Origin of the sequence: Pseudomonas citronellolis (genome assembly GCF_900112375.1) — a bacterium.
In the GTDB taxonomy this organism is placed as follows: domain Bacteria; phylum Pseudomonadota; class Gammaproteobacteria; order Pseudomonadales; family Pseudomonadaceae; genus Pseudomonas; species Pseudomonas citronellolis.
Genome location: NZ_FOLS01000008.1, coordinates 191,622 through 213,284 on the forward strand (window position 1 = coordinate 191,622; position 21,663 = coordinate 213,284).

Annotated in this window: 19 protein-coding genes; 7 read left to right on the top strand and 12 right to left on the bottom strand. The window is 69.1% G+C overall.

From position 1 onward, the window contains the following. Positions 1-6: 6 nt before the first annotated feature. From BM060_RS10130 to BM060_RS10140, 3 genes are read right to left on the bottom strand one after another with little or no spacing between them, the layout of a single operon-like run. The gene (locus BM060_RS10130; protein ID WP_074979650.1) at positions 7-3,108 is read right to left on the bottom strand and encodes an efflux RND transporter permease subunit; all 3,102 of its coding nucleotides are present in this window, start codon (positions 3,106-3,108) and stop codon (positions 7-9) included. Beyond that, complete coding sequence (locus BM060_RS10135) at positions 3,105-4,271, bottom strand: efflux RND transporter periplasmic adaptor subunit (RefSeq protein ID WP_074979652.1); 1,167 nt, start codon at positions 4,269-4,271, stop codon at positions 3,105-3,107. The genes BM060_RS10130 and BM060_RS10135 overlap by 4 nt, the downstream gene beginning before the upstream one ends. Next, positions 4,268-5,671 (bottom strand): efflux transporter outer membrane subunit, encoded by a 1,404-nt coding sequence (locus BM060_RS10140; protein ID WP_074979654.1) that lies wholly within the window; start codon positions 5,669-5,671, stop codon positions 4,268-4,270. The genes BM060_RS10135 and BM060_RS10140 overlap by 4 nt, the downstream gene beginning before the upstream one ends. A gap of 222 nt (positions 5,672-5,893) precedes the next feature. Here BM060_RS10140 and BM060_RS10145 point away from each other — a divergent pair, with 222 nt between their 5' ends. Both BM060_RS10145 and BM060_RS10150 read left to right on the top strand, forming a co-directional pair. Beyond that, positions 5,894-6,190 (top strand): type II toxin-antitoxin system RelE/ParE family toxin, encoded by a 297-nt coding sequence (locus BM060_RS10145; protein WP_074979656.1) that lies wholly within the window; start codon positions 5,894-5,896, stop codon positions 6,188-6,190. A gap of 8 nt (positions 6,191-6,198) precedes the next feature. Further along, positions 6,199-6,507: a HigA family addiction module antitoxin gene (locus tag BM060_RS10150; RefSeq protein ID WP_024128404.1), complete on the top strand. Its 309-nt coding sequence runs from the start codon at positions 6,199-6,201 to the stop codon at positions 6,505-6,507. Between the two features lie 603 nt (positions 6,508-7,110). On the opposite strand, the gene BM060_RS10155 is transcribed toward BM060_RS10150, so the two are convergent. After that, positions 7,111-7,794 carry a response regulator transcription factor gene (locus BM060_RS10155; RefSeq protein WP_074979659.1) on the bottom strand — a complete coding sequence of 228 codons (684 nt, stop codon included), beginning with the start codon at positions 7,792-7,794 and terminating at the stop codon, positions 7,111-7,113. 104 nt (positions 7,795-7,898) lie between these two features. On the opposite strand from BM060_RS10155, the gene BM060_RS10160 reads away from it, so the two are divergent. Both BM060_RS10160 and BM060_RS10165 read left to right on the top strand, forming a co-directional pair. Then, on the top strand, positions 7,899-8,588 hold the full coding sequence (locus BM060_RS10160; RefSeq protein WP_074979712.1) for a winged helix-turn-helix domain-containing protein: 690 nt from the start codon (positions 7,899-7,901) through the stop codon (positions 8,586-8,588). Further along, positions 8,566-9,945, top strand: a complete 1,380-nt coding sequence (locus BM060_RS10165; RefSeq protein WP_074979661.1) for a sensor histidine kinase — start codon at positions 8,566-8,568, stop codon at positions 9,943-9,945. The genes BM060_RS10160 and BM060_RS10165 overlap by 23 nt, the downstream gene beginning before the upstream one ends. A gap of 186 nt (positions 9,946-10,131) precedes the next feature. Here the strand turns inward: BM060_RS10165 and BM060_RS10170 are convergent, their stop codons facing one another. The 5 genes from BM060_RS10170 to BM060_RS10190 form a co-directional block, all read right to left on the bottom strand. Next, a complete protein-coding gene (locus tag BM060_RS10170) occupies positions 10,132-10,698 on the bottom strand; it encodes a flavin reductase family protein (protein ID WP_074979663.1) in 567 nt (188 codons plus the stop codon). 16 nt (positions 10,699-10,714) lie between these two features. Further along, positions 10,715-11,635 (bottom strand): bestrophin family protein, encoded by a 921-nt coding sequence (locus BM060_RS10175; protein WP_009619989.1) that lies wholly within the window; start codon positions 11,633-11,635, stop codon positions 10,715-10,717. 100 nt (positions 11,636-11,735) lie between these two features. Continuing rightward, the gene (locus BM060_RS10180; RefSeq protein ID WP_074979666.1) at positions 11,736-12,014 is read right to left on the bottom strand and encodes a hypothetical protein; all 279 of its coding nucleotides are present in this window, start codon (positions 12,012-12,014) and stop codon (positions 11,736-11,738) included. A gap of 685 nt (positions 12,015-12,699) precedes the next feature. Continuing rightward, positions 12,700-13,575: a 3-hydroxyisobutyrate dehydrogenase gene (mmsB, locus tag BM060_RS10185; protein WP_074979668.1), complete on the bottom strand. Its 876-nt coding sequence runs from the start codon at positions 13,573-13,575 to the stop codon at positions 12,700-12,702. A gap of 117 nt (positions 13,576-13,692) precedes the next feature. Then, a complete protein-coding gene (locus tag BM060_RS10190) occupies positions 13,693-15,207 on the bottom strand; it encodes a CoA-acylating methylmalonate-semialdehyde dehydrogenase (protein WP_074979670.1) in 1,515 nt (504 codons plus the stop codon). A gap of 146 nt (positions 15,208-15,353) precedes the next feature. Between BM060_RS10190 and BM060_RS10195 the strand changes: the two genes are divergently transcribed. Beyond that, positions 15,354-16,250: a LysR family transcriptional regulator gene (locus BM060_RS10195; RefSeq protein ID WP_074979672.1), complete on the top strand. Its 897-nt coding sequence runs from the start codon at positions 15,354-15,356 to the stop codon at positions 16,248-16,250. Between the two features lie 182 nt (positions 16,251-16,432). Here BM060_RS10195 and BM060_RS10200 read toward each other — a convergent pair whose 3' ends face one another. Then, positions 16,433-17,134, bottom strand: a complete 702-nt coding sequence (locus BM060_RS10200; RefSeq protein ID WP_074979673.1) for a YebC/PmpR family DNA-binding transcriptional regulator — start codon at positions 17,132-17,134, stop codon at positions 16,433-16,435. Between the two features lie 155 nt (positions 17,135-17,289). Continuing rightward, on the bottom strand, positions 17,290-18,687 hold the full coding sequence (locus BM060_RS10205; protein ID WP_074979675.1) for an aminotransferase-like domain-containing protein: 1,398 nt from the start codon (positions 18,685-18,687) through the stop codon (positions 17,290-17,292). A 166-nt stretch (positions 18,688-18,853) separates the two neighbouring features. Here BM060_RS10205 and BM060_RS10210 point away from each other — a divergent pair, with 166 nt between their 5' ends. Both BM060_RS10210 and BM060_RS10215 read left to right on the top strand, forming a co-directional pair. Beyond that, complete coding sequence (locus BM060_RS10210; protein ID WP_074979677.1) at positions 18,854-19,627, top strand: class II aldolase/adducin family protein; 774 nt, start codon at positions 18,854-18,856, stop codon at positions 19,625-19,627. Between the two features lie 83 nt (positions 19,628-19,710). Further along, positions 19,711-20,742: an ABC transporter substrate-binding protein gene (locus BM060_RS10215; protein WP_074979679.1), complete on the top strand. Its 1,032-nt coding sequence runs from the start codon at positions 19,711-19,713 to the stop codon at positions 20,740-20,742. On the opposite strand, the gene BM060_RS10220 is transcribed toward BM060_RS10215, so the two are convergent. Then, positions 20,739-21,368 (bottom strand): class I SAM-dependent methyltransferase, encoded by a 630-nt coding sequence (locus BM060_RS10220; RefSeq protein WP_074979681.1) that lies wholly within the window; start codon positions 21,366-21,368, stop codon positions 20,739-20,741. The two genes, BM060_RS10215 and BM060_RS10220, sit on opposite strands and share 4 nt — an antisense overlap. Positions 21,369-21,663 lie beyond the last annotated feature (295 nt).

Below are 21,663 nucleotides of genomic sequence, written 5' to 3' on the forward strand. Positions count from 1 at the left end.
CGGCGCTCAGCGCTGCGGCGGCAGCAGCAGGCCGCCGCGGGCCTGGCGCCAGGCGCGGAAGCTGGCGGCCAGGCGCGAGAACCACAGGTAGATCACCGGCGTGGTGTACAGCGTCAGTACCTGCGACACCAGCAGGCCGCCGACGATGGCGATGCCCAGCGGCTGGCGCAGCTCGGCGCCGGAGCCGGTGCCCAGGGCCAGCGGCAGGGCGCCGAACAGCGCCGCCAGGGTGGTCATGAGGATCGGCCGGAAGCGCAGGGTGCTGCCCTCGATGGTCGCCTGCTCCGGCGTCATGCCGCCGCGTTCGGCCACCAGAGCGAAGTCGATCATCATGATGGCGTTCTTCTTGACGATGCCGATCAGCAGGATGATGCCGATCATCCCCATCAGCGACAGGTCCTGGCCGCACAGCAGCAGCGCCAGCAGCGCGCCGAGGCCGGCCGAGGGCAGGGTGGAGAGGATCGACAGCGGCAGCAGCGGGCTCTCGTAGAGCACGCCGAGGACGATGTACACCGTGACCACCGCCGCCAGGATCAGCCACGGCTGGCTGCGCAGCGAGTCCTGGAAGGCCTGGGCGGTGCCCTGGAAGGTGCCGCTGACGCTGTCCGGCAGGCCGGCCTGGCGGGTGGCCTGCTGGATGGCGGCGACCGCGTCGCCCAGGGCGTAGCCCGGCGCCAGGTTGAACGACAGGGTGACCGCCGGGAACAGCCCCTGGTGGTTGATGGTGATGGGCGCCAGGTCCGGCTCCAGGCGGCCGAGCACGCTCAGCGGCACCAGCTCGCCGGTCAGGCTGGAGCGCGCGTAGAGGTGCTTGAGGCTTTCCTCCGACACCTGCCAGCGCGGGTCCAGTTCGAGGATCACGTGGTACTGGTCCAGCGCGGTGAACAGCGTCGCCACCTGGCGCTGGCCGAAGGCGTCGTAGAGCACGTCGTCGATGGCCTGCACGTTCACGCCCAGGCGCGCGGCGCTGTCGCGGTCGATGTGCAGGGTGGCGCGCGGCGCCGCCTGCTGCTGGTCGGTGGCCACGTCGCGCAGTTGCGGCAACTGCTTCAGGCGCGCCAGCAGCACCGCGGCCCAGTGGTCCAGTTCGTGGCTGTCCGGGTCCTGCAGGGTGTACTGGAACTGCGTCTTGCTCGGCCGTCCGCCGATCTGCACGTCCTGGCGGATCTGCATGTACAGGGCGATGCCCGGCACCGCGGCCAGTTCGCGCTTGAGCCGCGCCACCACCTGGTCGGCCTTGGCCGCGCGCTGCTCGTAGGGCTTGAGGTTGATCATCACCCGGCCCTGGCTGAGGGTGGGGTTGGGGCCGATCCAGTAGTAGACGTTGGCCACGTCCGGGTCGCGCTGGATCACCTCGCTGAGCGCAGCCATGCGTGCGCGCATCGCGGCGAAGGAAATGTCCGCGTTGGCCTCGGCCACGCCCATGATCACGCCGGTGTCCTGCTGCGGGAAGAAGCCCTTGGGCACCTCGACGTAGAGCACGGCGGTGACCAGCAGGGTGAGCAGCGCCACCGCCAGGGTCAGGCGCTCGTGGCGCAGCACGCGGCGCAGGCTGCGCCGGTAGCCGTCGAGCAGGGCGTCGAAGGTGCGCTCGCTCCATTGCAGGAAGCGGTTCTGCACGCCGTGCAGGTCGTGGCGGATGAACCAGGCGCAGAGCATTGGCGTGACCGTCAGCGAAACTACCCCGGACATCACCACCGCCACGCTCACGGTCACCGCGAACTCGCGCAGCAGGCGGCCGATCACCCCGCCCATGAACAGGATGGGGATGAACACCGCCACCAGCGAGACGGTCATGGAGACGATGGTGAAGGCCACCTCGGCGGTGCCTTCGATGGCGGCCTGCAGCGGCGGCTTGTGCATCTCCAGGTGGCGGATGATGTTCTCCATCACCACGATGGCGTCGTCCACCACGAAGCCCACGGCGATGCTCAGCGCCATGATCGACAGGTTGTCCAGGCTGTAGCCCAGCACGTACATGGCCGCGAAGGTGGCCACCAGCGACAGCGGGATGGTCAGCGCCGGGATCACAGTGGCGCTGACGTTGCGCAGGAACACGAAGACCACCGCCACCACCAGGACGATGGACAGCAGCAGGTTGAACTGCACTTCGTCGATGGAGGCGTCGATGGTCTGGGTGCGGTCGCCCACCAGGTTCACTTTCACGTCGCGCGGCAGTTGCGCGATCAGCGCCGGCAGGCGGTCCTTGATCGCCTGGGTCACCGCCAGCACGTTGTAGCCGGGCTGCTTGTGGATGTCGACGATCACCGTCGGCCGGCCCTGCAGGCCGGCGGCCTGGCGCACGTCCTCGGCGCCGTCGATCACCGTGCCCAGGTCGCTGATGCGGATCGGCACGCCGTTGCGGTAGGCGATCACCAGCGAGCCGTACTGCGCGGCGCGGGTGAGCTGGTCGGTGGTGTCGAGAGTCACCGCGCGCTCGGCACCGTCGAGGTTGCCTTTGGGCGCATCCACAGTGGCGTTGCCCAGCACCTCGCGCACGTCATCCAGAGTCAGGCCACGGGCGGCCAGGGCGTCCGGGTCGATGCGCACGCGCACCGCCGGGCGCTGCTCGCCGTGGAAGTCCACCAGGCCGACGCCGGGAATCTGCGACAGCTGCTGGCCGAGGTAGTCGTCGGCGTAGCGGTCCAGCTCTGGCAGGGTGCGGGTGGACGAGGTCAGGGCGAGGGAGAGGAAGGTGAATTCCGCCGGGTTGACCTTGTGGAAGGTCGGCGGCGCCGGCAGGTTCTTCGGTAGGTTACCGCCGGCGGCGTTGATCGCCGTCTGCACGTCCTGGGCGGCGCCGTCGATGTTGCGCTCCAGGTCGAACTGCAGGGTGATCTGCGTCAGCCCGAGAGAGCTGGCGGAGGTCATCTGGGTGACCCCGGGAACGCTGGCGAAGGCCCGCTCCAGCGGCGTGGCCACGGAAGACGCCATGGTCTCGGCGCTGGCGCCGGGCAGTTTGGCCTGCACCTGGATGGTCGGCATGTCCACCTGCGGCAGCGGCGCCACCGGCAGCAGGAAGTAGGCGGCGGCGCCGAGCAGCAGCACGCCCAGGGCCAGCAGGGTGGTAGCCACCCGGCGGCGGATGAAGGGTTCGGAGAGGGTCATTGGCGCTGCTCCGCGCTGGCGGTCTGCCGCGCGTCTGCCAGGGCCGCGACCTTCAGCCCTGGGGCCAGGCGGTACTGGCCGCCGGTGACCACGGTTTCGCCGGGCGCCAGGCCCTGGTGGATCCACTGCAGGCCATCGACCACCGCGCCGGCCTTCACCTCGCGCACCTGGGCCTGCTGGTCGCGCCCCACCACGTACACGAAGCTGCCCTGCGGGCCTTGCTGCACGGCGCTGGCCGGCACTACGGTGGCGGCCTTTTCGGTGCGCAGCAGCAGGCGCACGCTGAGCAGTTCGCCGGGCCAGAGCTTGCCGTCGGCGTTGGCGAAGTCGGCCTTGAACAGGATCTGCCCGTTGCCGCTGGAGACCTGGCTGTCGATGAAGCTCAGCCGCCCCGTGGCGATGTGCTGGCGGCCGTCACGGCTCAGCGCCTCGACCTGCAGCGGCTGCCCGGCGTTGGCCTGCAGCACTTCGGCCAGGTCCTCCTGGGGCAGGCTGAAGGCCAGGGAAATGGGCGCCATCTGGGTGAGCGTCAGCAGGCCGGTGTTGTCGCTGGCGTGGACGATGCTGCCGGCGTCCACCAGGCGCTGCCCGGTGCGCCCGGCGAAGGGCGCGGCGATGCGGGTGTAGCCGAGCTGCAGTTGGGCGGTGTCCAGCGCCGCCTGGTCGGCCTGGATCGTGGCCTGCAGGGTGGCCACCTGGCCGCGCAGGGTGTCCACGTCCTGGCTCGGCCCGGCATGGGCGGCGGCCAGCTTGCTGGCGCGTTCGAGGTTGACCTTGGCCACCGCCAGCTGCGCTTCGTCGCGCGCCTTGTTGGCCTTGGCCTGCAGCACCTGGGCGGCATAGGGGCGCGGGTCGATCTCGGCGAGCAACTGCCCGGCCTTGACCATCTGGCCCTCCTGGAAGTGCAACTGTTGCAGCTCGCCGTCCACCCGCACCTTGATGTCCACCGCGTTCAGCGCCTGCACCGTGCCGATGGTCTGCAGCCAGATCGGCAGGTCGCGCTGGTCGGCTACGCCCAGGCTCACGGGCACCGGCGCCTCGGCCGGTTTGGCCGTCGTGGTGGCGGAGAAGTGGCGCCAGGCGAAGACGGCCAGCGCCACGGCCAGGAAGAGGAACGCCAGGCGCCAGTAGCGCCGCTGGGAGGAGGGCTGGGACGGGCTCACGGTCGAATCGCCTGTGCGGAAGGTTGATTGCTGGCCAGCTCGGCGCCCGCCGGTGCCTGGAAGCCGCCGCCGAGCGCGCGGTTCAGGCCGACGGAGGCCTGCAGGCGTTGCAGGCGCACCTGCAGCAGGCTGTCCTCGGCCTGGTACAGGGTGCGCTGCACGGTCAGCAGGGTGAGGAAGTCGGTGCTGCCCAGGCGATAGCGCACCTGGGCCAGGTCGGCGGCCTTGCGCGCCGAATCCACGGCGGCCTGGTCGATGCGCTGGGTCTGCGCCAGGCGGGCGTTGGCGCTGAGCTGTGTCTCCACGTCCTGCAGGGCCTGGAGCACGTTCTGCCGGTAGTCGGCGACCAGCTCGCGGGCGTGGGCGCGGTCGGCCTGCAACTGACCTTCCAGCAGGCCGCCGTCGAACAGCGGCTGGCTGAGGCTGGCGGCCAGCTGCCAGAGCCCGCCGCCGGTATGCACGTCACTGCCGGCGAGGGCGCCCAGGGAGATGTTCGGCAGGAAGGCCGCGCGCGCCGCGCCGACATCGAAGTTGGCCGAGACCAGCCGCGCCTCGGCGGCCTGGATATCCGGCCGCTGGCTCAGCAGGCTGGCCGGCAGCCCGGCGCGCGCCTCGGGCAGCTGGACGCCGTCCAGGCCGCTGTGCTGCAGGGCGAAGCCCTCGGGCGCGGTGCCCACCAGCACCGCCAACTGGTAGAGCGCGGCGTCGCGCTGCTGGGCCAGGACGCTGACGTTGGCCTGGAAGTTCTGCAGGGCGTTGCGTTGCTGCTCCACCTCCAGGTCGGAGGAAGAGCCCAGGCGCGACTGCGTCTGCACCAGTTGCAGGATGTTCTCGGCGTCGCTGGCGATGCGCTTGGCCACGGCCAGGCGCTCGTCCAGCGAGAGCACCTGGAAGTAGCTGTCGGCGATATCCGCCTGCAGGCCGATGCGCGCCGTCTCCAGGTCGTAGGCCGTGGCTTGGGCCAGCGCCGTGGCGGAATTGGCCAGGGCGCGGTTGCGGCCCCAGAAGTCCAACTCGTAGCTGGCCTGGGCGTAGAGGTCGTGGGCGTTCTTGCTGCTGTCGTGATCGTGGACGTAGCTGCCGCCCAGGCTCAGGTCCGGGTACAGCGCGGCCCCGGTGACGCGGGCACTGGCCCGGGCCTGGTCGACCCGCGCCACCGCTGCCTGCAGAGTGAGGCTGTCGCTGCCGGCGCGCTGGATCAGGCTGTCCAGCTCGGCGCTGGCATAGTCCTTCCACCACTGCTGCGGCATCTGGGCGGCGGGCGCGGCGGCATTGTCCCAGTGGCTGGCGACGGGCACGCCGGGCCGCTGGTACTGCGGCACCAGCGAACAAGCCCCGAGCAGGGCCAGGGAAAGGGCGGCGGCCAGCCGGGGCAGGGCGCCGGCGGTGGTTGGGGGCATGGGTTCGTCCTTCTGCGTCCCGCGTGCTGCGGGCTGCTGTGATGGACGACCTTAGCGCCGGGCAGCTACCGGGCGGTTCTTCCCAAGCTGAATAAAAGTTTAGGTGGCGCTTGGGAGGTTTCCGATTGGCTTTGCGGCTTTTGCCTAACCGTTGGCTGACAACTCCAGAGTTTTGCCGGTTGTACCGTGACGCGGTACATTTCCCTTCAAGGAAGCCGGCCCATGATCGGGAGTTTCAGGGAGGCGTGGCTGGAAGCGTTCTTCGTGCGGGACAGGATGCCGCGGCAGATTCCCGCGGATATCCAGGAGCGCCTGTTCCGCAAGCTGCAGATGCTCGACGACGCCACCACGGACGCGGACTTGCGTAGCCCACCCAGCAACCATTTCGAGCGCTTGCAGGGGCGCCTGCGGGCATACCACTCGATCCGGGTGAATCGCCAATGGCGCCTGGTCTTTCATTGGGATGGCGAAAAAGGCGAAGCCTCGGACGTCTACCTCGACAACCATTCGTACCGATGAGGTGCAACGTGATCATCACCGAACGCAAGCCGGTCAGCGTCGGCGAGGTGCTCAGCAGCGAGTTCCTCGATCCGCTAGGCCTGACCCAAGGCCGCCTCGCCGAAGCGATGGGGGTGCAGCGCAAGCTGGTCAACGAACTGTGCAACGACCGGCGTGCGGTGACAGCCGATACTGCGCTGATGCTGGCCCGGGTATTCGGCAACTCTGCGGAGTTCTGGCTCAACCTGCAGCGGCGCAACGACCTGTGGGCGGCGTTGAATTCGCCAGAGCGACGTGCCCGCATAGAGCGGGCTCGGCCATTGAATCGGGCGGCCTGAATGCCAGGTGTGGTGGAGTTGCGGTCCTCATAGGCACGCTTGCAGGCTGCGCTGAGGTGTTTTTTGCAGGAGCGGGGGCCCTGCCCGCGATTCGCGCGCAGGGCGCGCTCCTATATGGGAATGGCGCGCGAGCGGACTCTGTCCGCGATCCCGTCGGCAGGGCCGGTGTTCGGTTGGGGGGACGATGGGTATCGCTTCGCTCAACCCATCCTACGAAAAGCGCCTCGGCGTAGGGCGTATAGCTGCCGCTGCCGGGTTGCGCGAGCGCCTGGACGCCGGCCTGGAGCGGTGCCAAGGGGCTCTTCGTAGGAGCGAGCTTGCTCGCGAACGGTGCTCACTCGTGGCTACGGTATGTTGGGGAGGCGCCTTTCCCTCTCCCCAGCCCTCGGCTGTGCGCCCCGCCCTGAAGGGAGAGGGGGCTTGTCCGTGCCGAGAAAGGGCTTGGTGTCATCCGGCCACTCGGTGCAAGCCGGCTAACGCCGAAACACCAACACACTCCGAACGATCCCCTCTCTCTTCAGGCCATACACCACGCCTAGCCCGGAAACCTTGTTCGCGAGCAAGCTCGCTCCTACGAAGAGCACCCCGGCACCTCGGCTCCACCTATTCCGGCGGCGTTTCGCTGAGCATGTAGCCGGCGCCGGGGACCGTGTGGATCAGCGTGCACCCGAAGCCCTGGTCGACCTTCTGCCGCAGGCGGTGGATGTGCTTGTCGATGACGTTGTCGCGCGGGTCGAAGTCGTAGTCCCAGGCGCTTTCCAGCAGCATGCCGCGGGTCACCACCTGGTCGGCGTGGCGCATGAGTTTTTCCAGGATCAGGAACTCGCGCTGCTGCAGCACGATGCTGTGCCCCTGGCGCTGGGCCACGCGGCCTTCGCAGTCCAGTTGCAGGTCGCCGACCTGCAGGCGCGCGCCGAGCAGGCGGCGGCCGGGGCGGCGCAGCAGGGCGGCCAGGCGGGCGTGGACTTCGACGAAGGCGTAGGGCTTGGCCAGGTAGTCGTCGCAGCCGGCCTGCAGGCCCTCGACGCGGTGGTGGGTGGAGGCCAGGGCGCTGAGCATCAGCACCGGGGTGTCGGAGCCGGCGGAGCGCAGCCGGCGCACCAGTTCCAGGCCGTCCAGGCCGGGCAGGCGGCGGTCCACCACCAGGGCGTCGTAGAGGTTTTCCAGGGCCAGGTCCAGGCCCTGGACGCCATCGCCCGCGGCGTCGACTATATGGCCGCTCTCGCGCAGGCCCCGCACCAGGTAGCCGGCGGCCTGCGGGTCGTCTTCGATGACCAGGATTCTCAAGGTTGCACCTAAACTTTTGTTCATCTTGGCGCGAGGCCGACGTTCGCCCGCGCCAGACAAAATATACTGCCGAACACCTCCCGCCGCCGCCACGGACCGCGCCCATGACCCAGGTTCTCGTCGTCGAAGACGACCCCGCCACCGCCGCCGAGATCAGCGCCGCGCTGCACGACCACGGCTACCAGGTCAGCCTGGTCGGCAATGGCCGCGACGGCTTGGTGCGGGCCCTGAGCGAAAGCTTCGCGGTGATCGTCCTCGACCGCATGCTGCCCGGCGGCATGGACGGCCTGGCCATGCTCACCGCGCTGCGCTCGGCCGGGGTGGAGACGCCGGTGCTGATCTTGAGCGCGCTTTCCGACCTCGACGAACGCGTGCGCGGCCTGCGCGCCGGCGGCGACGACTACCTGACCAAACCCTTCGAGTTCATCGAGCTGACCGCCCGCCTGGACGCCCTGACCCGCCGCGCCGCGCGTGGCGGCGAGGCGCGCGACAGCCGCCTGCGCATCGGCAACCTGGACATCGACCTGCTGCGCCGCTCGGTGCGCCGCGGCGAACGGTCGATCGACCTGGTGCCGCGCGAGTACCAGTTGCTGGAGTACCTGGCGCGCCACGCCGGGCAGATCGTCACCCGCACCATGCTCTTCGAGGCGGTGTGGAACTACCGCTACGACGAGCGCACCAACGTCATCGAGGTGCACATCGGCCGCCTGCGGCGCAAGGTCGACGTGGACGGCGAGCCGCCGATGATCCACACCGTGCGGGGGGCGGGCTATGTTCTCCGGGCGCCTGAGTGAGATTCCGCGCACCACCAGCTTCCGCGTGGCGCTGCTGTTCCTGCTGCTGTTCGGCGTGGCCTCGCTGGCGCTGTTCGGCTACGTGTACTGGCGCACCGCCGGCTACCTGCGCGCCGAGGTGCAGGCCAACCTGACGCGGCAGATCCACAACCGCGCCGGCCTGGAGCTGCCCGAACTGCTGCGCGAAGTGCAGGAGCACGCCGCCAAGGACCCCGAGCAGCACTTCCCCCAGGCGCTGTTCGACGCCAGCGGCCGGCGCCTGGCCGGCACCCTCGCCGAGCAGCCGCCGACCGCGCTGCTGGACACGCCCATCGAATTCAGCCGGCGCAGCCTTTCCGGCGGCGAGCGGCGGGTGCGCGGCATCGTCCACCGCATGCCCTCGGGCGAGGTGCTGGTGATCGGCCAGGACATCCAGGACTTGCTGGAATTCGACGAACTGCTGGTCAGCGCCATGGCTTCCGGCGGGGTGCTGATCCTGATCCTCGGCCTGGCCGGCGCGATCATCGCCGGGCGCACCTCGCAGCAGCGCCTGGACGCGGTGACCGGGGCCATCGAGCGGATCGTCAAGGGCGACCTCAGCGAGCGCCTGCCGGTGCGCGGCAGCTCCGACGACGTCGACCGCCTGGCGGTGGTGGTGAACCGCATGCTCGACGAGATCGAGCGGCTGATGCGCGAGGTCAAGGGCGTGTGCGACGACGTCGCCCACGACCTGCGCACCCCCCTGACGCGCCTGCTCGCCGGACTGGAGCGCGCCCAGCGGCGCGATTGCAGCAAGGAGGAGTACGCCGCGGCCATCGACCAGGCCATCGAGGACGCCCACGGCCTGCTGCTGACCTTCCGCGCGCTGCTGCGCATCTCCGAGATCGAGGACAGTGCGCGGCGCACCGGCTTCGTCGCGGTGGACCTGACCCAGGTGGCGGCCGACGTGGTCGAACTGTTCGAGCCCCTGGCCGAGGAGCGTGGCCTGCACCTGAGCTACAGCGGCCCGGCGCAGCCGGCCTGGCTGCAGGGCGATGCGCACCTGCTGTTCGACGCCCTGAGCAACCTGGTGGACAACGCGCTGAAGTTCACCCCGGCCGAGGGGCGTGTCGAGGTGCGGGTGGAAGCGGATGGGGAGGCGGTGCAAGTGCAGGTGCGCGACAACGGGCCGGGGATTCCCGAGCACGAGCGCGAGGCGGTGCTGCGGCGCTTCTACCGTTCCGAGCGCAGCCGGCATACGCCGGGCAACGGCCTGGGGCTGAGCCTGGTGGCGGCGGTGGCGCGGCTGCACGACCTGGCGATGAGCGTGGGGGATGGGGCGCCGGGGTGTTGGGTGAGTTTGCGGGGGCGGGTGGTTTCGGGGGCGGTGCGGGGGTAGGGCTGGGTGTGGGGGTTGAGCGCGGCTGCCCTCACCCCAACCCTCTCCCGAAGGGAGAGGGGGCTGTCCTCTGCCTGCTGAAGCATCAGCGTACTCCTGCACCACCGGCTGAAGCCAAGCCATCAGAGCATGCCGAACGGCCCCCTCTCCCTCTGGGAGAGGGCTGGGGTGAGGGGCTCTTGCCCTTCACGCCTTAACCACCTGAAACGCCTCCCCCGTCGCAAAGAAAGCCCCACCCGCCTGGTAATGAATGGTCCGCGACTCCTCGTCCGGAAAATGCCAGCGCCCCTTCGAGAACACCCGCTCGTCCGCATAGGCCGCCACCACCTCGGCGATGAACAGGTCGTACTTCTCCTGGTTGTGCGGCTCGGCGATCACCCTGCATTCCAGGTAGGCCAGGCAGCCTTCGACGATCGGCGCCTGCACCTGGCGGGCGCGGGCGGTGGCGATGTCGTAGCGGGCGAACTTGTCCAGCTCGCCGCCGTTGCTGGAGCCCACCGCCAGGGTGAGTTCGGCCTGGCGCCGCGAGGGCAGCTGGATGACGAAGGCGCCGGAGCCCTCCACCAGGTGCCGCGACCAGGTGTTGCGGTCCAGCACCAGCATCAGCTTGGGCGGGTCGAAGTCCAGCGGCATCACCCAGGCCGCGGCCATCACGTTGGCCAAGCCTTCGTGTTCGCTGGTGACTATCGTGGAGGGGCCGTGGTTGAGCAGCAGGTAGGCCTTGGCCAGGGGAACGTCTTGCAGGTGGTTCATGGATGGTCCTCGGGGATCAGAGCAGCAGGCCGTCGACCGGCTCCAGCGGCGCCGGCAGCTCGCTTTCGCCGAGGATCTCCATGACGGCGATCTCCAGGTGGCGGCTCATGGCGTCCAGCGGCAGGTCGTTGGGCTGGGTGTCGAACGGGTCGGCGATCTGGTCGCCCAGGGCGTCCAGGCCGAAGAAGGTGTAGGCCAGCACGCACACCGCCAGCGGGGTGAACCAGCCGATGCTGTCGACCAGGCAGAACGGCAGCAGGAAGCAGTACACGTGGACGATGCGGTGCAGCATGAGGATGTAGGGGTAGGGGATGGGCGTGCCCTTGATCCGCTCGCAGCCGCCGAGCACGTAGGACAGGCGGCTCACCTGCTGGTCGACGTTGGCCAGCAGCATGTCGCTGGCGTTGGCGCGGCGGCCGGCCTCGGCGAAGTCGCGGCCCAGGCGGGCGAGCAGGGCGCTGGCCGGGCCGGGCGTGTGCGCCAGGGCGTCGGCCAGTTCGCTGCCGAGCAGGCGGCGGGCGTCTTCGCTCTGCGGGCGCTCGCGCAACTGGTCGCGCAGCACGTAGGCGAAGGCGGCCAGGCGCTGGGCCAGCAGGCGGCGCCCGGCGTCGTCCAGGCCGGGCAGCAGCGACAGGCTCTGCCGCGCCAGGTTGCGCGACACCACCAGCAGTTCGCCCCAGAGCGTGCGCGCCTCCCAGAAGCGCTGGTAGGCCACGTTGTTGCGGAAGCCGAGGAAGATCGCCAGGGTCAGGCCCCAGAGGGTGAACGGGGTTGAGGTGATCACCACCTTGTAGTGGTAGAGGGTGCCGTGGGTGGCCACCACCAGCGAGCTGAGCAGCACCGTGTAGAGCACCTTGCGCCAGATGGCCGGGATGATCGAGCCCTTGAGGGAGAACAGCAGCACCCAGAGTGTCGGGGTTTGCGGGCGGAGGATCATGCGCTGGCTTCCAGGCGGGGACACGGAGAGCGCGCATCATAGCCGAGATGGCCGCCGGGTGGAGCAGGGGACGGAGGGCGCTGCGCCCTCCGCCGTGGGCTCAGGCGCCGGCCTGTACCTGCCGGGCCTTGCGTTCGGCCAGTTCGTACAACTGCCGCGCTTCTTCCAGCAGCGGTGCGAGGCTGGCGGACAGGCGCGCCACGCCCAAAGGCATGGGCATTTCATCGGCGCTGTCTTCCAGCAGGCGCAGCAGCACGCTGAGGGATTCCAGGCGACGTTCGGCGGTGCCCATCAGGTGCTCCACCGGGGCCTGCAGGTTGACGTAGAGCACGTCCTCGTGGGGTTGGGAAAGGGTGGTGAGGGGGATCATGTCAGGCATCGTCTGCCTCCGGATGAGAGGCAGCAGGGCGATGCACGCGGTTGGCCGGAAATTGCATGTCCATTGCTCCTCGAGTGGGTGAGGAACCGCCTTCCGGAATGGGAGGCGGGCCGCGCGGGGGTAGCAAACCGGAGCCAAGGAACCGGCCAGGCCAAAGCCTGCCCCGCGCGGCCCGCCACAGAAGCGAGAAAAAGCGCCAGTGCATCGAGATGCCTGGCGCTACCGCGCCTTAGCTATCCGGGTTGCTACACCCGTGTCACGGCATTCACCGTGACGGGCAGAGCCTACCGGCGGGGTTTGTAGGGGCTCAATGGAAAGGTTGGGTGTGAAATTTCGCAGAGTGCGGGAGGGGAGTGGAGCTTTTGTAGGAGCGAGCTTGCTCGCGAACGGTGCTTGCCGGCTGGGGCGGTGCCTGTGCTGAAGAGCGCCCTCTCCCTAACCCTCTCCCTGAAGGGAGAGGGGACCGTTCGGAGTGCTCGGGTATTTCGGAGTTAGCCGGCTAGCATAGAGGTTTCCGGCTGAAACCAGGCCATCTCTCGGCACGGACTAGCCCCCTCTCCCTTCAGGGCGGGGCGCGCAGCCGAGGGCTGGGGAGAGGGTACGGAGTCAACCCAAAGCACCACCACCGCCGGTTGACTTCATTCGCGAGCAAGCTCGTTCCTACGAGAGCGGTTGGCGGGTGGCCTCACCCCTCCTGATACAGCTTCACGATCGCCGAGAAGTCCAGCTGCCCATTGCCCTGGTTGCTGAACGCCTGGAACAGCTGCTGCGCCAGCGCCCCGAGCAGCACCGGCTGGCGCACCTGGCGGGCAGCCTCGCTGGCCAGGCCAAGGTCCTTGAGCATCAGGTCGGTGCCGAAGCCGCCGCTGTAGCCGCGCGCCGCCGGGGCGCCGGTGAGCGGGTTGTTCACTTCCGAGGCCCAGCAGCGGCCGCTGGAAGTGTTGATGATGCCGGCCAGCACTTCTGCATCCATGCCCAGCTTCACGCCCAGGGACATGGCTTCGGCCACGCCGATCATGCTGATGCCCAGCAGCAGGTTGTTCGCCACCTTGGCCACCTGGCCGTTGCCGGCGCCGCCGCAGTGCACGATGTTCTTGCCCATGGCCGCCAGCACCGGCCTGGCGTGCTCGAAGTCGGCCGCCTCGCCGCCGACCATGAAGGTCAGGGTGCCGGCCGCCGCGCCCGCGGTGCCGCCGGAGACCGGGGCGTCGAGCATCGGGTTGCCGTGGGCCTGGGCCGCCGCCGAGACCTCGCGGGCACTGTGCGGGTCGATGGTGGAGGAGTCGATCAGCAGCACGCCGGGCTGCACCCTGGCCAGCAGGCCCTCATCGCCGAGATAGACCTGCTTCACGTGGGCCGCCGCCGGCAGCATGGTGATGATCACTTCCACGTCGGCGCCGGCCAGTTCCGCCGGCGAGGCCACGGCCTTGGCGCCCTGGGCCACGGCGGCCTGCACGGCAGCGCTGGAAAGGTCGAAGACGCTCAGGTCGAAGCCGGCCTTGAGCAGGTTGGCGGCCATGGGGCCGCCCATGTTGCCGAGTCCGATGAAGCCGATGCGCATGGGTTTTCCCCTTGTTGTCGTTGTCGGGAACAGGGCCCGCGCCGCGCGTGGCCTGTGGCCCCGCAGCTTCCTGCTGCAGGGCCTGGCCGGCGGGGCGCGCGGGCGGGTTCCGGCGGCTTACTTGAGGTGGATGGTGGTGTTCACCGCGCCGCCCACTTCGTTCTCGTCGAACCAGCGTTCGGTGACCGTCTTGGTCTGGGTGTAGAACTGCACCACCTGCTTGCCGTAGGGGCCCAGGTCGCCCAGCTTGGAGCCGCGCGAGCCGGTGAAGGAGAACAGCGGCACCGGCACCGGGATGGGCACGTTGACGCCCACCTGGCCGACGTCGATCTCTTCCTTGAAGTGCCGCGCGGCGGCGCCGGAGCGGGTGAAGATGGCGGTGCCGTTGCCGTTGGGATTGGCGTTGATCAGCTCGATGGCCTCGTCCAGTGTCTTCACCGAGACCACGCAGAGCACCGGGCCGAAGATTTCCTCGCGGTAGATGCTCATCTGCGCGCTGACGCCGGAGAAGATGCTCGGGGCGACGAAGTTGCCTTTCTCATAGCCGGCCACCTGCGGATTGCGGCCGTCCAGCTCCAGCTTGGCGCCTTCCTGGATGCCGCGTTCGATCAGGCCGCTGACGCGGTCCAGGGCGGCGCAGGAGACCAGCGGGCCGACGTCGGTGCCCGCCTCGGTGCCGCCGCTGACCTTGAGCGTCTTGGCTTTGGCCACCAGGTCCGGGATCCACTCGTTGGCCTCGCCCACCAGGATGGCCACCGACAGCGCCATGCAGCGCTGCCCGGCGGCGCCAAAGGCCGCGCCGGCGATGGCGTTGAGGGTCTGGTCCTTGTTGGCGTCGGGCAGGATCACGGCGTGGTTCTTGGCGCCCATCATGCACTGCACGCGCTTGCCGGCCAGCGAGGCGCGGTTGTAGACGTGGGTGCCCACGCGGGTGGAGCCGACGAAGGACACGGCCTTGATGTCCGGGTGGTCGCAGATGGCGTTGACCACGTCCGGGCCGCCATGGACCACGTTCAGCACGCCCGGCGGGATGCCGGCCTCATGGGCCAGCTCGACCAGGCGCATGGTCACCATCGGGTCCTGCTCGGAGGGCTTGAGGACGAAGGTGTTGCCGGTGGCGATGGCCATCGGGAACATCCACAGCGGGATCATCGCCGGGAAGTTGAACGGGGTGATGCCGGCGCATACGCCCAGCGGCTGCAGCAGGGTGAAGGTGTCGACGCCGCCGGCCACGTTGTTGGCCAGCTCGCCCAGCTGCAGGTTGCCGATGGCCGCGGCGTGCTCGACCACCTCCAGGCCGCGGAACACGTCGCCTTCGGCGTCGGGCAGGGTCTTGCCCTGTTCGGCGGTGAGGATGGCCGCCAGTTCCTTCATGTTCTCGCGGATCAGCTGCTGGTACTTGAGGAAGATGCGCGCGCGGGCGCCGATCGGGGTTTTCTTCCAGGTCTTGAACGCGGCCTTGGCGCTGGCCACGGCGCGCTCGACTTCCTCGGCGGTGGCGAAGGGCACGCGGGCGAGGACTTCCTGGGTGGCGGGGTTGATCACCTCGCGCCATTCGCTGCTGGTGGACTCGACGGGCTTGCCGTCGATGAAGAGTTTGACCGTGGGAACGGCAGTAGTGGTGGTACTCATCGGAACTCCCAGCCTGCGGCGGTTTGTTGTTATGGGCCTTGGGCATGCCTCAAGGCAGTTGGATTGATCCTAGCAGTGCATTTTTGATGAATTCAATGCGGTGATGTGCAAGCATGCTCTGCGTTTTTGCACACTCGGAGCCGGCGATGGACTGGGACAACCTGCGTTTCTTCCTCGAACTCTCCCGCGCCGGCAAGCTCACCGTGGCCGCGCGGCGCCTGGGCGTGGACCACACCACGGTGGCGCGGCGCCTGCAGGCGCTGGAAAAGAGCATCGGCGCGCAGCTGCTGGTGCGCGAGCCCTCCGGCTACCGGCTGACCGAGGCCGGGCACGGCCTGCTGCCCCAGGCCGAGGCCATGGAAAGCGCCTGCAAGGTGATCGAGAAGCGCCTGGCCGGGGCCGAGGACAACCTCTCGGGCAAGGTGCGCATCGGCGCCACCGAGGGCTACGGCTCGACGCTGCTGACCTCGCAGCTGGTGGAACTGAACCGCCGCCACCCGCACCTGGGCGTGGACCTGCTGGCGGTGCCGCGGGCGCTGCAGCTGTCGCGCCACGAGGCGGACATCGTCATCACCCTGGAACGCCCCGGCCGCGGGCCCTACCTGATCACCCGGCTGACCGACTACGTGCTGCGCCTGTACGCGGCCAGGGACTACCTGGCCGAGCGTGGGCCCATCCGCAACCGCGACGACCTGCGCAAGCACGCGCTGGTGGGCTACGTCGACGACCTGCTGTACAGCAAGGAACTGCAGTACCTGGACGAGATCGGCCGGCCGCTGCACATGGCCCTGCGCTGCACCAGCATCCTGGCCCAGCAGCGCGCGGTGGCCGAGGGGGCGGGGCTGGCCATCCTGCCGGCGTTCGCCGCCGCCGAGGACCCGAGCCTGCAGCCGGTGCTGGCGGGCGAGATCGAGTTCGTGCGGACCTTCTGGATGCTGATGCCCACGGAGCTCAAGGACATCGCGCGGATGCGCACCACCTGGGATTTCCTCCGCGAGAAGGCCGAGGCGAGCCAGGCGGTGTTGATGGGGCGGGGAGCGTAGGGCGTATAACCGTTCGCGGTTATACGCCGTTTGGCCTTGGTCGAACCCCGCTTGGGGGCGAGCCTGGGCATTCTGGGCGGGAACGCCTGGCTCAGCCATGGCGTTGGCGATGAAAAAGGTGTAGCGGCGTATAACCGCGAACGGTTATACGCCCTACGCCCCCGGGAACCCGGCGCGTGGCGTCAGGCCAGGCCGACGTAGAGGTTCTGCACGTCGTCGTTGCCGTCCAGGGCGTCGAGGAAGGCTTCGACTTCCTCCAGCTCCGCGCCGGACAGGCTCACCGGGTTCTTCGCCTTGTAGCCGAGCTTGGCCGAGGCGACGCTGAAGCCGTGCTCGGGCAGGGCGCGGCAGACGGCGTCCAGGTCGGTGGCGTCGGTGAGGAACAGGGTGTCGCCGTCTTCCTCGCCCGCCTCGAAGTCCTGGGCGCCGGCCTCGATGGCGGCCAGTTCCGCGTCGGCGTCACTGCCGGCCGGGGTGGCCTCGATCAGGCCCAGGTAGTCGAAGTCCCAGGCCACCGAGCCGGAGGCGCCCAGCTGGCCCTTGCGGAACAGCACGCGGATTTCCGCCACGGTGCGGTTCACGTTGTCGGTCAGGCACTCGACGATCACCGGCACGCGGTGCGGGGCGAAGCCTTCGTAGACCACGCGCTCGAAGCTGGCGCCGCCGTCGAGCAGGCCGGCGCCTTTCTTGATGGCGCGCTCCAGGGTGTCGCGCGGCATCGAGGCCTTCTTGGCCTGCTCGACTACCAGGCGTAGTTTCGGGTTCATGTCCGGATCGGCGCCATTGCGCGCGGCGATCATGATTTCCTTGGCGAGTTTGCCGAAGACGCGGCCCTTGGCGTTGGCGGCGGCTTCCTTATGTTTGGCTTTCCACTGGGCGCCCATGGTGTTCTCTTGGCTGGTTCATGATGGGCGGCAAGTCTAAGCGCTGGCGCGGCGCCTGGCGATATCCGCCGGATCGGCGTGAGGTGCCCGACCTGTAGGAGCGAGCTTGCTCGCGAACCTGCCTGACGCTGAAGCGTTCGCGAGCAAGCTCGCTCCTACGAAGAGCCGTCCTGGCGGGAGAGAAAGGCGTAGAGCCGTTCGTCCAGCGAGTGGGCGACGTTGAAGCGCAGCCAGGGCACGTGGCGGCCGTCGGGCATGAACAGTTGGCCGGGGAACAGCAGGATCTTCGCTTCCTTGGCCCGTTCGGCCAGTTGGGTGGCGTCGGCCACCGCGCGGTGCCGGGCCCAGAGGAACAGCCCGGCGCGCGGTTCGTGGAACAGCTCCAGCCCCGCCGCCTCCAGGCGCCGGGCCACGCTGTCGTGGGCCTCGCCGAGTTGTTCGCGGAGCTGGCGCACGTGCTTGCGCTGGCGGCCCTGGAGGAGGATGTCCAGGGCCAGGGTCTCGGTGAGTTCCGAGCTGGTCAGCCCGGCCACCATCTTCAGCGGCAGCAGTTCCTCGATCAGCTCCGGGTGGGCGGCGATGAAGCCCACCCGCAGCGCCGGGGCGATGACCTTGGACAGGCTGCCGATGTAGATCACCCGCGCCAGCTGGTCGAGGTTGGCCAGCAGCAATTGGCCGGCGGGGTCGAGGTCGGCGTAGATGTCGTTCTCGACGATCAGGAAGTCGTACTTCTCCGCCAGTTGCAGCAGGCGGTGGCTGGCGGCCAGGGACAGGCTGGCGCCGGTGGGGCTCTGCAGCCGCGCCTGGGTGAAGTAGACCTTGGGCCGGTATTCGCGCACCAGCTGCTCCAGGCGCTCCAGGTCCAGGCCGTCGGCACTGCGCGGCACGCCCAGCAGGTTGGCGCCCTGCAGGCGCAGGTTGAGGAACAGGTTGTGGTAGCCGGGCTCGTCCACCAGCACCGGGTCGCCGCGCTGCACCAGGTAGCGCACGGCCAGGTCCAGCGCCTGGCTGGCGCCGCTGGTCAGCAGCACCTGTTCGGGGCTGGCGGCCACTCCGGCGTCGGCCAGGCGGTCGGCCAGCTTGCCGCGCAGGCGCGGGTTGCCCTTGCTGTGGCCGTAGTTGCCGAACTGCGCCGGTTCTTCCCGGGCCAGGGTGCGCAGGCCGCGCAGCAGGCCTTCGCCATCCAGCCAGTGCTCGGGCAGCAGGCCGACGCCGGGGCGCAGTTCCATGCCCAGGGGCTGGAACACCTTGTGCAGCAGCAGGTGGGCGTCGAAGTCGAATTCCGGCGCGGCCTGCTCGTCGGCGGTTTCCCCGGCCAGCGGGCCGCGCACGTAGAAGCCGGCGTTGGGCACGGCGTTCAGGCAGCCGCGCGCCACCAGGCGGTCGTAGGCCTCGACCACGGTGAAGTGGCTCACCCCGTGGGTCTGGGCGAACCGGCGGATGGAGGGCAGCTTGGCGCCGGGGCGCAGGCGCTGCTCGTCGATGGCCTGGGCGATGCCGTCGACGATCTGGGTGACCAGGGGCGTTTCGCAAGTGGGGTCGAGCAACAGCATCGAAGCGTCCGGTGGAAGGGAAACGGAAACTGTACAGGCCGCGCGGCCATAACAGCACTGCAGGCACTCCAGCGCCCCTGTGCATGGCGGCCGGGCGGGCGGCCCAGCACACTGCGGGGCACGACGCGGCAGCCAAGCCGCGCAAGCCTGATGACAAGGAATTGCCATGCGCGACACAGCTTACAACATCGACCCCGCGAGTATTTCCGCCGAAGAGTGGCAGGCCCGCTGCGATCTCGCCGCGCTGTACCGGCTGGTGGCGCACTTCCGCTGGACCGACCACATCGACACGCACATCTCCGCCCGTGTGCCGGGCGAGCCGGGGCACTACCTGATCAACCGCTACGGCGTGATGTTCCACGAGATGCGCGCCTCCGACCTGGTCAAGGTCGACCACGCCGGCGACGTCATCGACCCGCGCTTCGGCCCCGACAGCGTCAACCGCGCCGGCTTCAACATCCACTCGGCGGTGCACGCCGCGCGCCCGGACGTGGCCTGTGTGATCCACACCCACACCGCCGCCGGCATCGCCGTGTCGGCCCAGGAGGAGGGCCTGCTGCCGATCAGCCAGCACGCGCTCAAGTACCACAACCGCCTGGGCTACCACGACTACGAGGGCATCGCCCTGGACCCGGACGAGCGCTCGCGCCTGGTCCGCGACCTCGGCCCGCACATGGCGATGATCCTGCGCAACCACGGCCTGCTGGCCACCGGGCGCTGCATCGCCGAGGCCTTCAACCAGATCTACTTCCTCGAACGCGCCTGCCAGGCCCAGGTCCAGGCCCTGGCCGGCGGCCGCCAGCTGCGCTACCCGCCCGAAGCGGTGCGCGAGCGCGTCGCCGTGCAGGAAGAGGAAGCCCTGGCCGGCGGCCTGCATCTGCTGGCCTGGGAGTCGGCCCTGCGCCTGATCGAGGACGGCGCGGCCGACTACCGCAGCTGATCCCTTTTGCGTGCGTCCCGGCCCGCAGAGGCCGGGCGCCTAGCGTGCTTGCAATCTGCCAACAACAAAGCCAAGAGGTGGAAATGAAGAACCCGATAGCGGCGGCCCTGCTCATGGGCCTGGCGTCCGGCGCCATGGCGGCCGACCTGAGCGTGATCTCCTTCGGCGGCACCAGCAAGGATGTGCAGACCGAAGCCTTCTACAAGCCCTTCACGCAGGCCACCGGCAACAAGGTGATCGCCGGCGAGTACAACGGCGAGATGGGCAAGATCAAGGCCATGGTCGACACCCACAGCGTCAACTGGGACGTGGTTCAGGTCGAGGGCCCGGAACTGCTGCGCGGTTGCGACGAGGGCCTGTTCGAACAACTGGACCCGGCGCGCCTGGGCAATGTCGCCGACTACGTGCCGGGCACCGTGTCCGACTGCGGCGCCGGCCTGCTGGTGTGGTCCATGGCCATGGCCTACGACGCCAAGCGCCTGACCACCGCGCCGACCGGCTGGGCGGACTTCTGGGACACGCAGAAATTCCCCGGCAAGCGCGCGCTGCGCAAGGGCGCCAAGTACACCCTGGAGATCGCCCTGCTGGCCGACGGCGTGCCCAAGCAGGACATCTACAAGGTGCTTTCCACCCCCGAGGGCGTGAACCGCGCCTTCCGCAAGCTGGACCAGATCAAGCCGTCGATCCAGTGGTGGGAATCCGGCGCCCAGCCCATGCAATTCCTCGCCAGCGGCGACGTGGTGATGAGCACCGCCTACAACGGCCGGGTGTTCGCCGCCCAGGAGGAGGGCGCGCCGATGAAGGTGGTGTGGAACGACAGCCTCTACGCCATCGACTCCTGGGCCATCCCCAAGGGCAGCCCGAACAAGCAGGAGGCGGAGGATTTCATCGCCTTCTCGCTACGCCCGGAGCAGCAGAAGATCCACACCGTGAAGCTGGGCTACGGCTCGGTCAACAAGAAGACCACCGCGCTGCTCGACCCGGCCCTGGTGGAGCGCCTGAACACCGCGCCGGCCAACCTGGAGCAGGCGGTGCCGGTGGACTTCGCCTTCTGGGTGGACCACGGCGAGGAGCTGGAACTGCGCTTCAACGCCTGGGCGGCCAAGGGCAGCTAACCGACGCGCCGCCACACGCTGGCCAGCCAGGGCTGCTGCTCGCGCGGCAGCCCGGCGGGCCGGTAGTAGTGTTCCAGTTGCTCGAAGCCCGCCGCTTCGAGCAGCTGTTTCCAGTTTTCCCAGTCGTGATAGGAACCGTAGCGCGGGCCGTTCCAGCCCTCTGCATTGTCCCCGCGCGGGTTGGAGGCGAACAGCACGCCGCCGGGCTTGAGCGCCGCGCGCAGCTCGCCCAGCACCCGCGGCAGTTCCTGGCGCGGCACGTGGAACAGGCTGGCATTGGCATAGATGCCATCGAAGCGCGCCGCCGGCAGGTCCAGCGCCAGGAAGTCCTGCAGCCATACCTCGCAAGCGCTGGCCTGGCGGGCCATTTCCATGAAGTTCGGACAGCCGTCCAGGCCCACCGGCGCATGGCCCAGGGCCTTGAAGGTGCAGAGGTCGCGGCCGGGGCCGCAGCCGAAGTCCAGCAGGGCGAAGGGCGGCTCGCCGTGGATGTGCCGCAGCAGGGCGGCGATGTTCTGGCTGACGTCATGGTCGCGGGTGCCTTCGCGGAAGGCCTCGGCGCTGTCCTGGTAGTGCTGCAGGGTGAGGCGGGAGATGTCGCGGAGGGTCTGGTCGTCTAGGGGCATGGCGGGCGTCGGTGGGTCGCTGGGAGGGTCATTCTACGCCGGGTTTTTGGGGTGATGGGGGCTGGGGGGACTTGTAGGAGCGAGCTTACTCGCGAACGGTGCCAGCCGGTAACAACAGTGTTCGGGATGAACGCCGTCCCCTCTCCCCAGCCCTCTCCCTGAAGGGAGAGGGGGCTTGTCCGTGCCGAGAGGAGGCTGGGTTGTGGTGGTTCAATTTCCTCGGACACCTCGATAGGTGGAAAATCCACTGAATAGAGGAGTCATTCATGAGCCGTAAACGCAGAACATTCGATGC

What these genes read in the sequence shown, in the direction of transcription:
- BM060_RS10130 (WP_074979650.1), bottom strand. Translation starts at nt 3,108, where the DNA reads ATGACCCTCTCCGAACCCTTCATCCGCCGCCGGGTGGCTACCACCCTG.
- BM060_RS10140 (WP_074979654.1), bottom strand. Translation starts at nt 5,671, where the DNA reads ATGCCCCCAACCACCGCCGGCGCCCTGCCCCGGCTGGCCGCCGCCCTT.
- BM060_RS10145 (WP_074979656.1), top strand. Translation starts at nt 5,894, where the DNA reads ATGATCGGGAGTTTCAGGGAGGCGTGGCTGGAAGCGTTCTTCGTGCGG.
- BM060_RS10160 (WP_074979712.1), top strand. Translation starts at nt 7,899, where the DNA reads ATGACCCAGGTTCTCGTCGTCGAAGACGACCCCGCCACCGCCGCCGAG.
- BM060_RS10165 (WP_074979661.1), top strand. Translation starts at nt 8,566, where the DNA reads ATGTTCTCCGGGCGCCTGAGTGAGATTCCGCGCACCACCAGCTTCCGC.
- BM060_RS10170 (WP_074979663.1), bottom strand. Translation starts at nt 10,698, where the DNA reads ATGAACCACCTGCAAGACGTTCCCCTGGCCAAGGCCTACCTGCTGCTC.
- BM060_RS10175 (WP_009619989.1), bottom strand. Translation starts at nt 11,635, where the DNA reads ATGATCCTCCGCCCGCAAACCCCGACACTCTGGGTGCTGCTGTTCTCC.
- BM060_RS10180 (WP_074979666.1), bottom strand. Translation starts at nt 12,014, where the DNA reads ATGCCTGACATGATCCCCCTCACCACCCTTTCCCAACCCCACGAGGAC.
- mmsB (WP_074979668.1), bottom strand. Translation starts at nt 13,575, where the DNA reads ATGCGCATCGGCTTCATCGGACTCGGCAACATGGGCGGCCCCATGGCC.
- BM060_RS10190 (WP_074979670.1), bottom strand. Translation starts at nt 15,207, where the DNA reads ATGAGTACCACCACTACTGCCGTTCCCACGGTCAAACTCTTCATCGAC.
- BM060_RS10195 (WP_074979672.1), top strand. Translation starts at nt 15,354, where the DNA reads ATGGACTGGGACAACCTGCGTTTCTTCCTCGAACTCTCCCGCGCCGGC.
- BM060_RS10200 (WP_074979673.1), bottom strand. Translation starts at nt 17,134, where the DNA reads ATGGGCGCCCAGTGGAAAGCCAAACATAAGGAAGCCGCCGCCAACGCC.
- BM060_RS10205 (WP_074979675.1), bottom strand. Translation starts at nt 18,687, where the DNA reads ATGCTGTTGCTCGACCCCACTTGCGAAACGCCCCTGGTCACCCAGATC.
- BM060_RS10210 (WP_074979677.1), top strand. Translation starts at nt 18,854, where the DNA reads ATGCGCGACACAGCTTACAACATCGACCCCGCGAGTATTTCCGCCGAA.
- BM060_RS10215 (WP_074979679.1), top strand. Translation starts at nt 19,711, where the DNA reads ATGAAGAACCCGATAGCGGCGGCCCTGCTCATGGGCCTGGCGTCCGGC.
- BM060_RS10220 (WP_074979681.1), bottom strand. Translation starts at nt 21,368, where the DNA reads ATGCCCCTAGACGACCAGACCCTCCGCGACATCTCCCGCCTCACCCTG.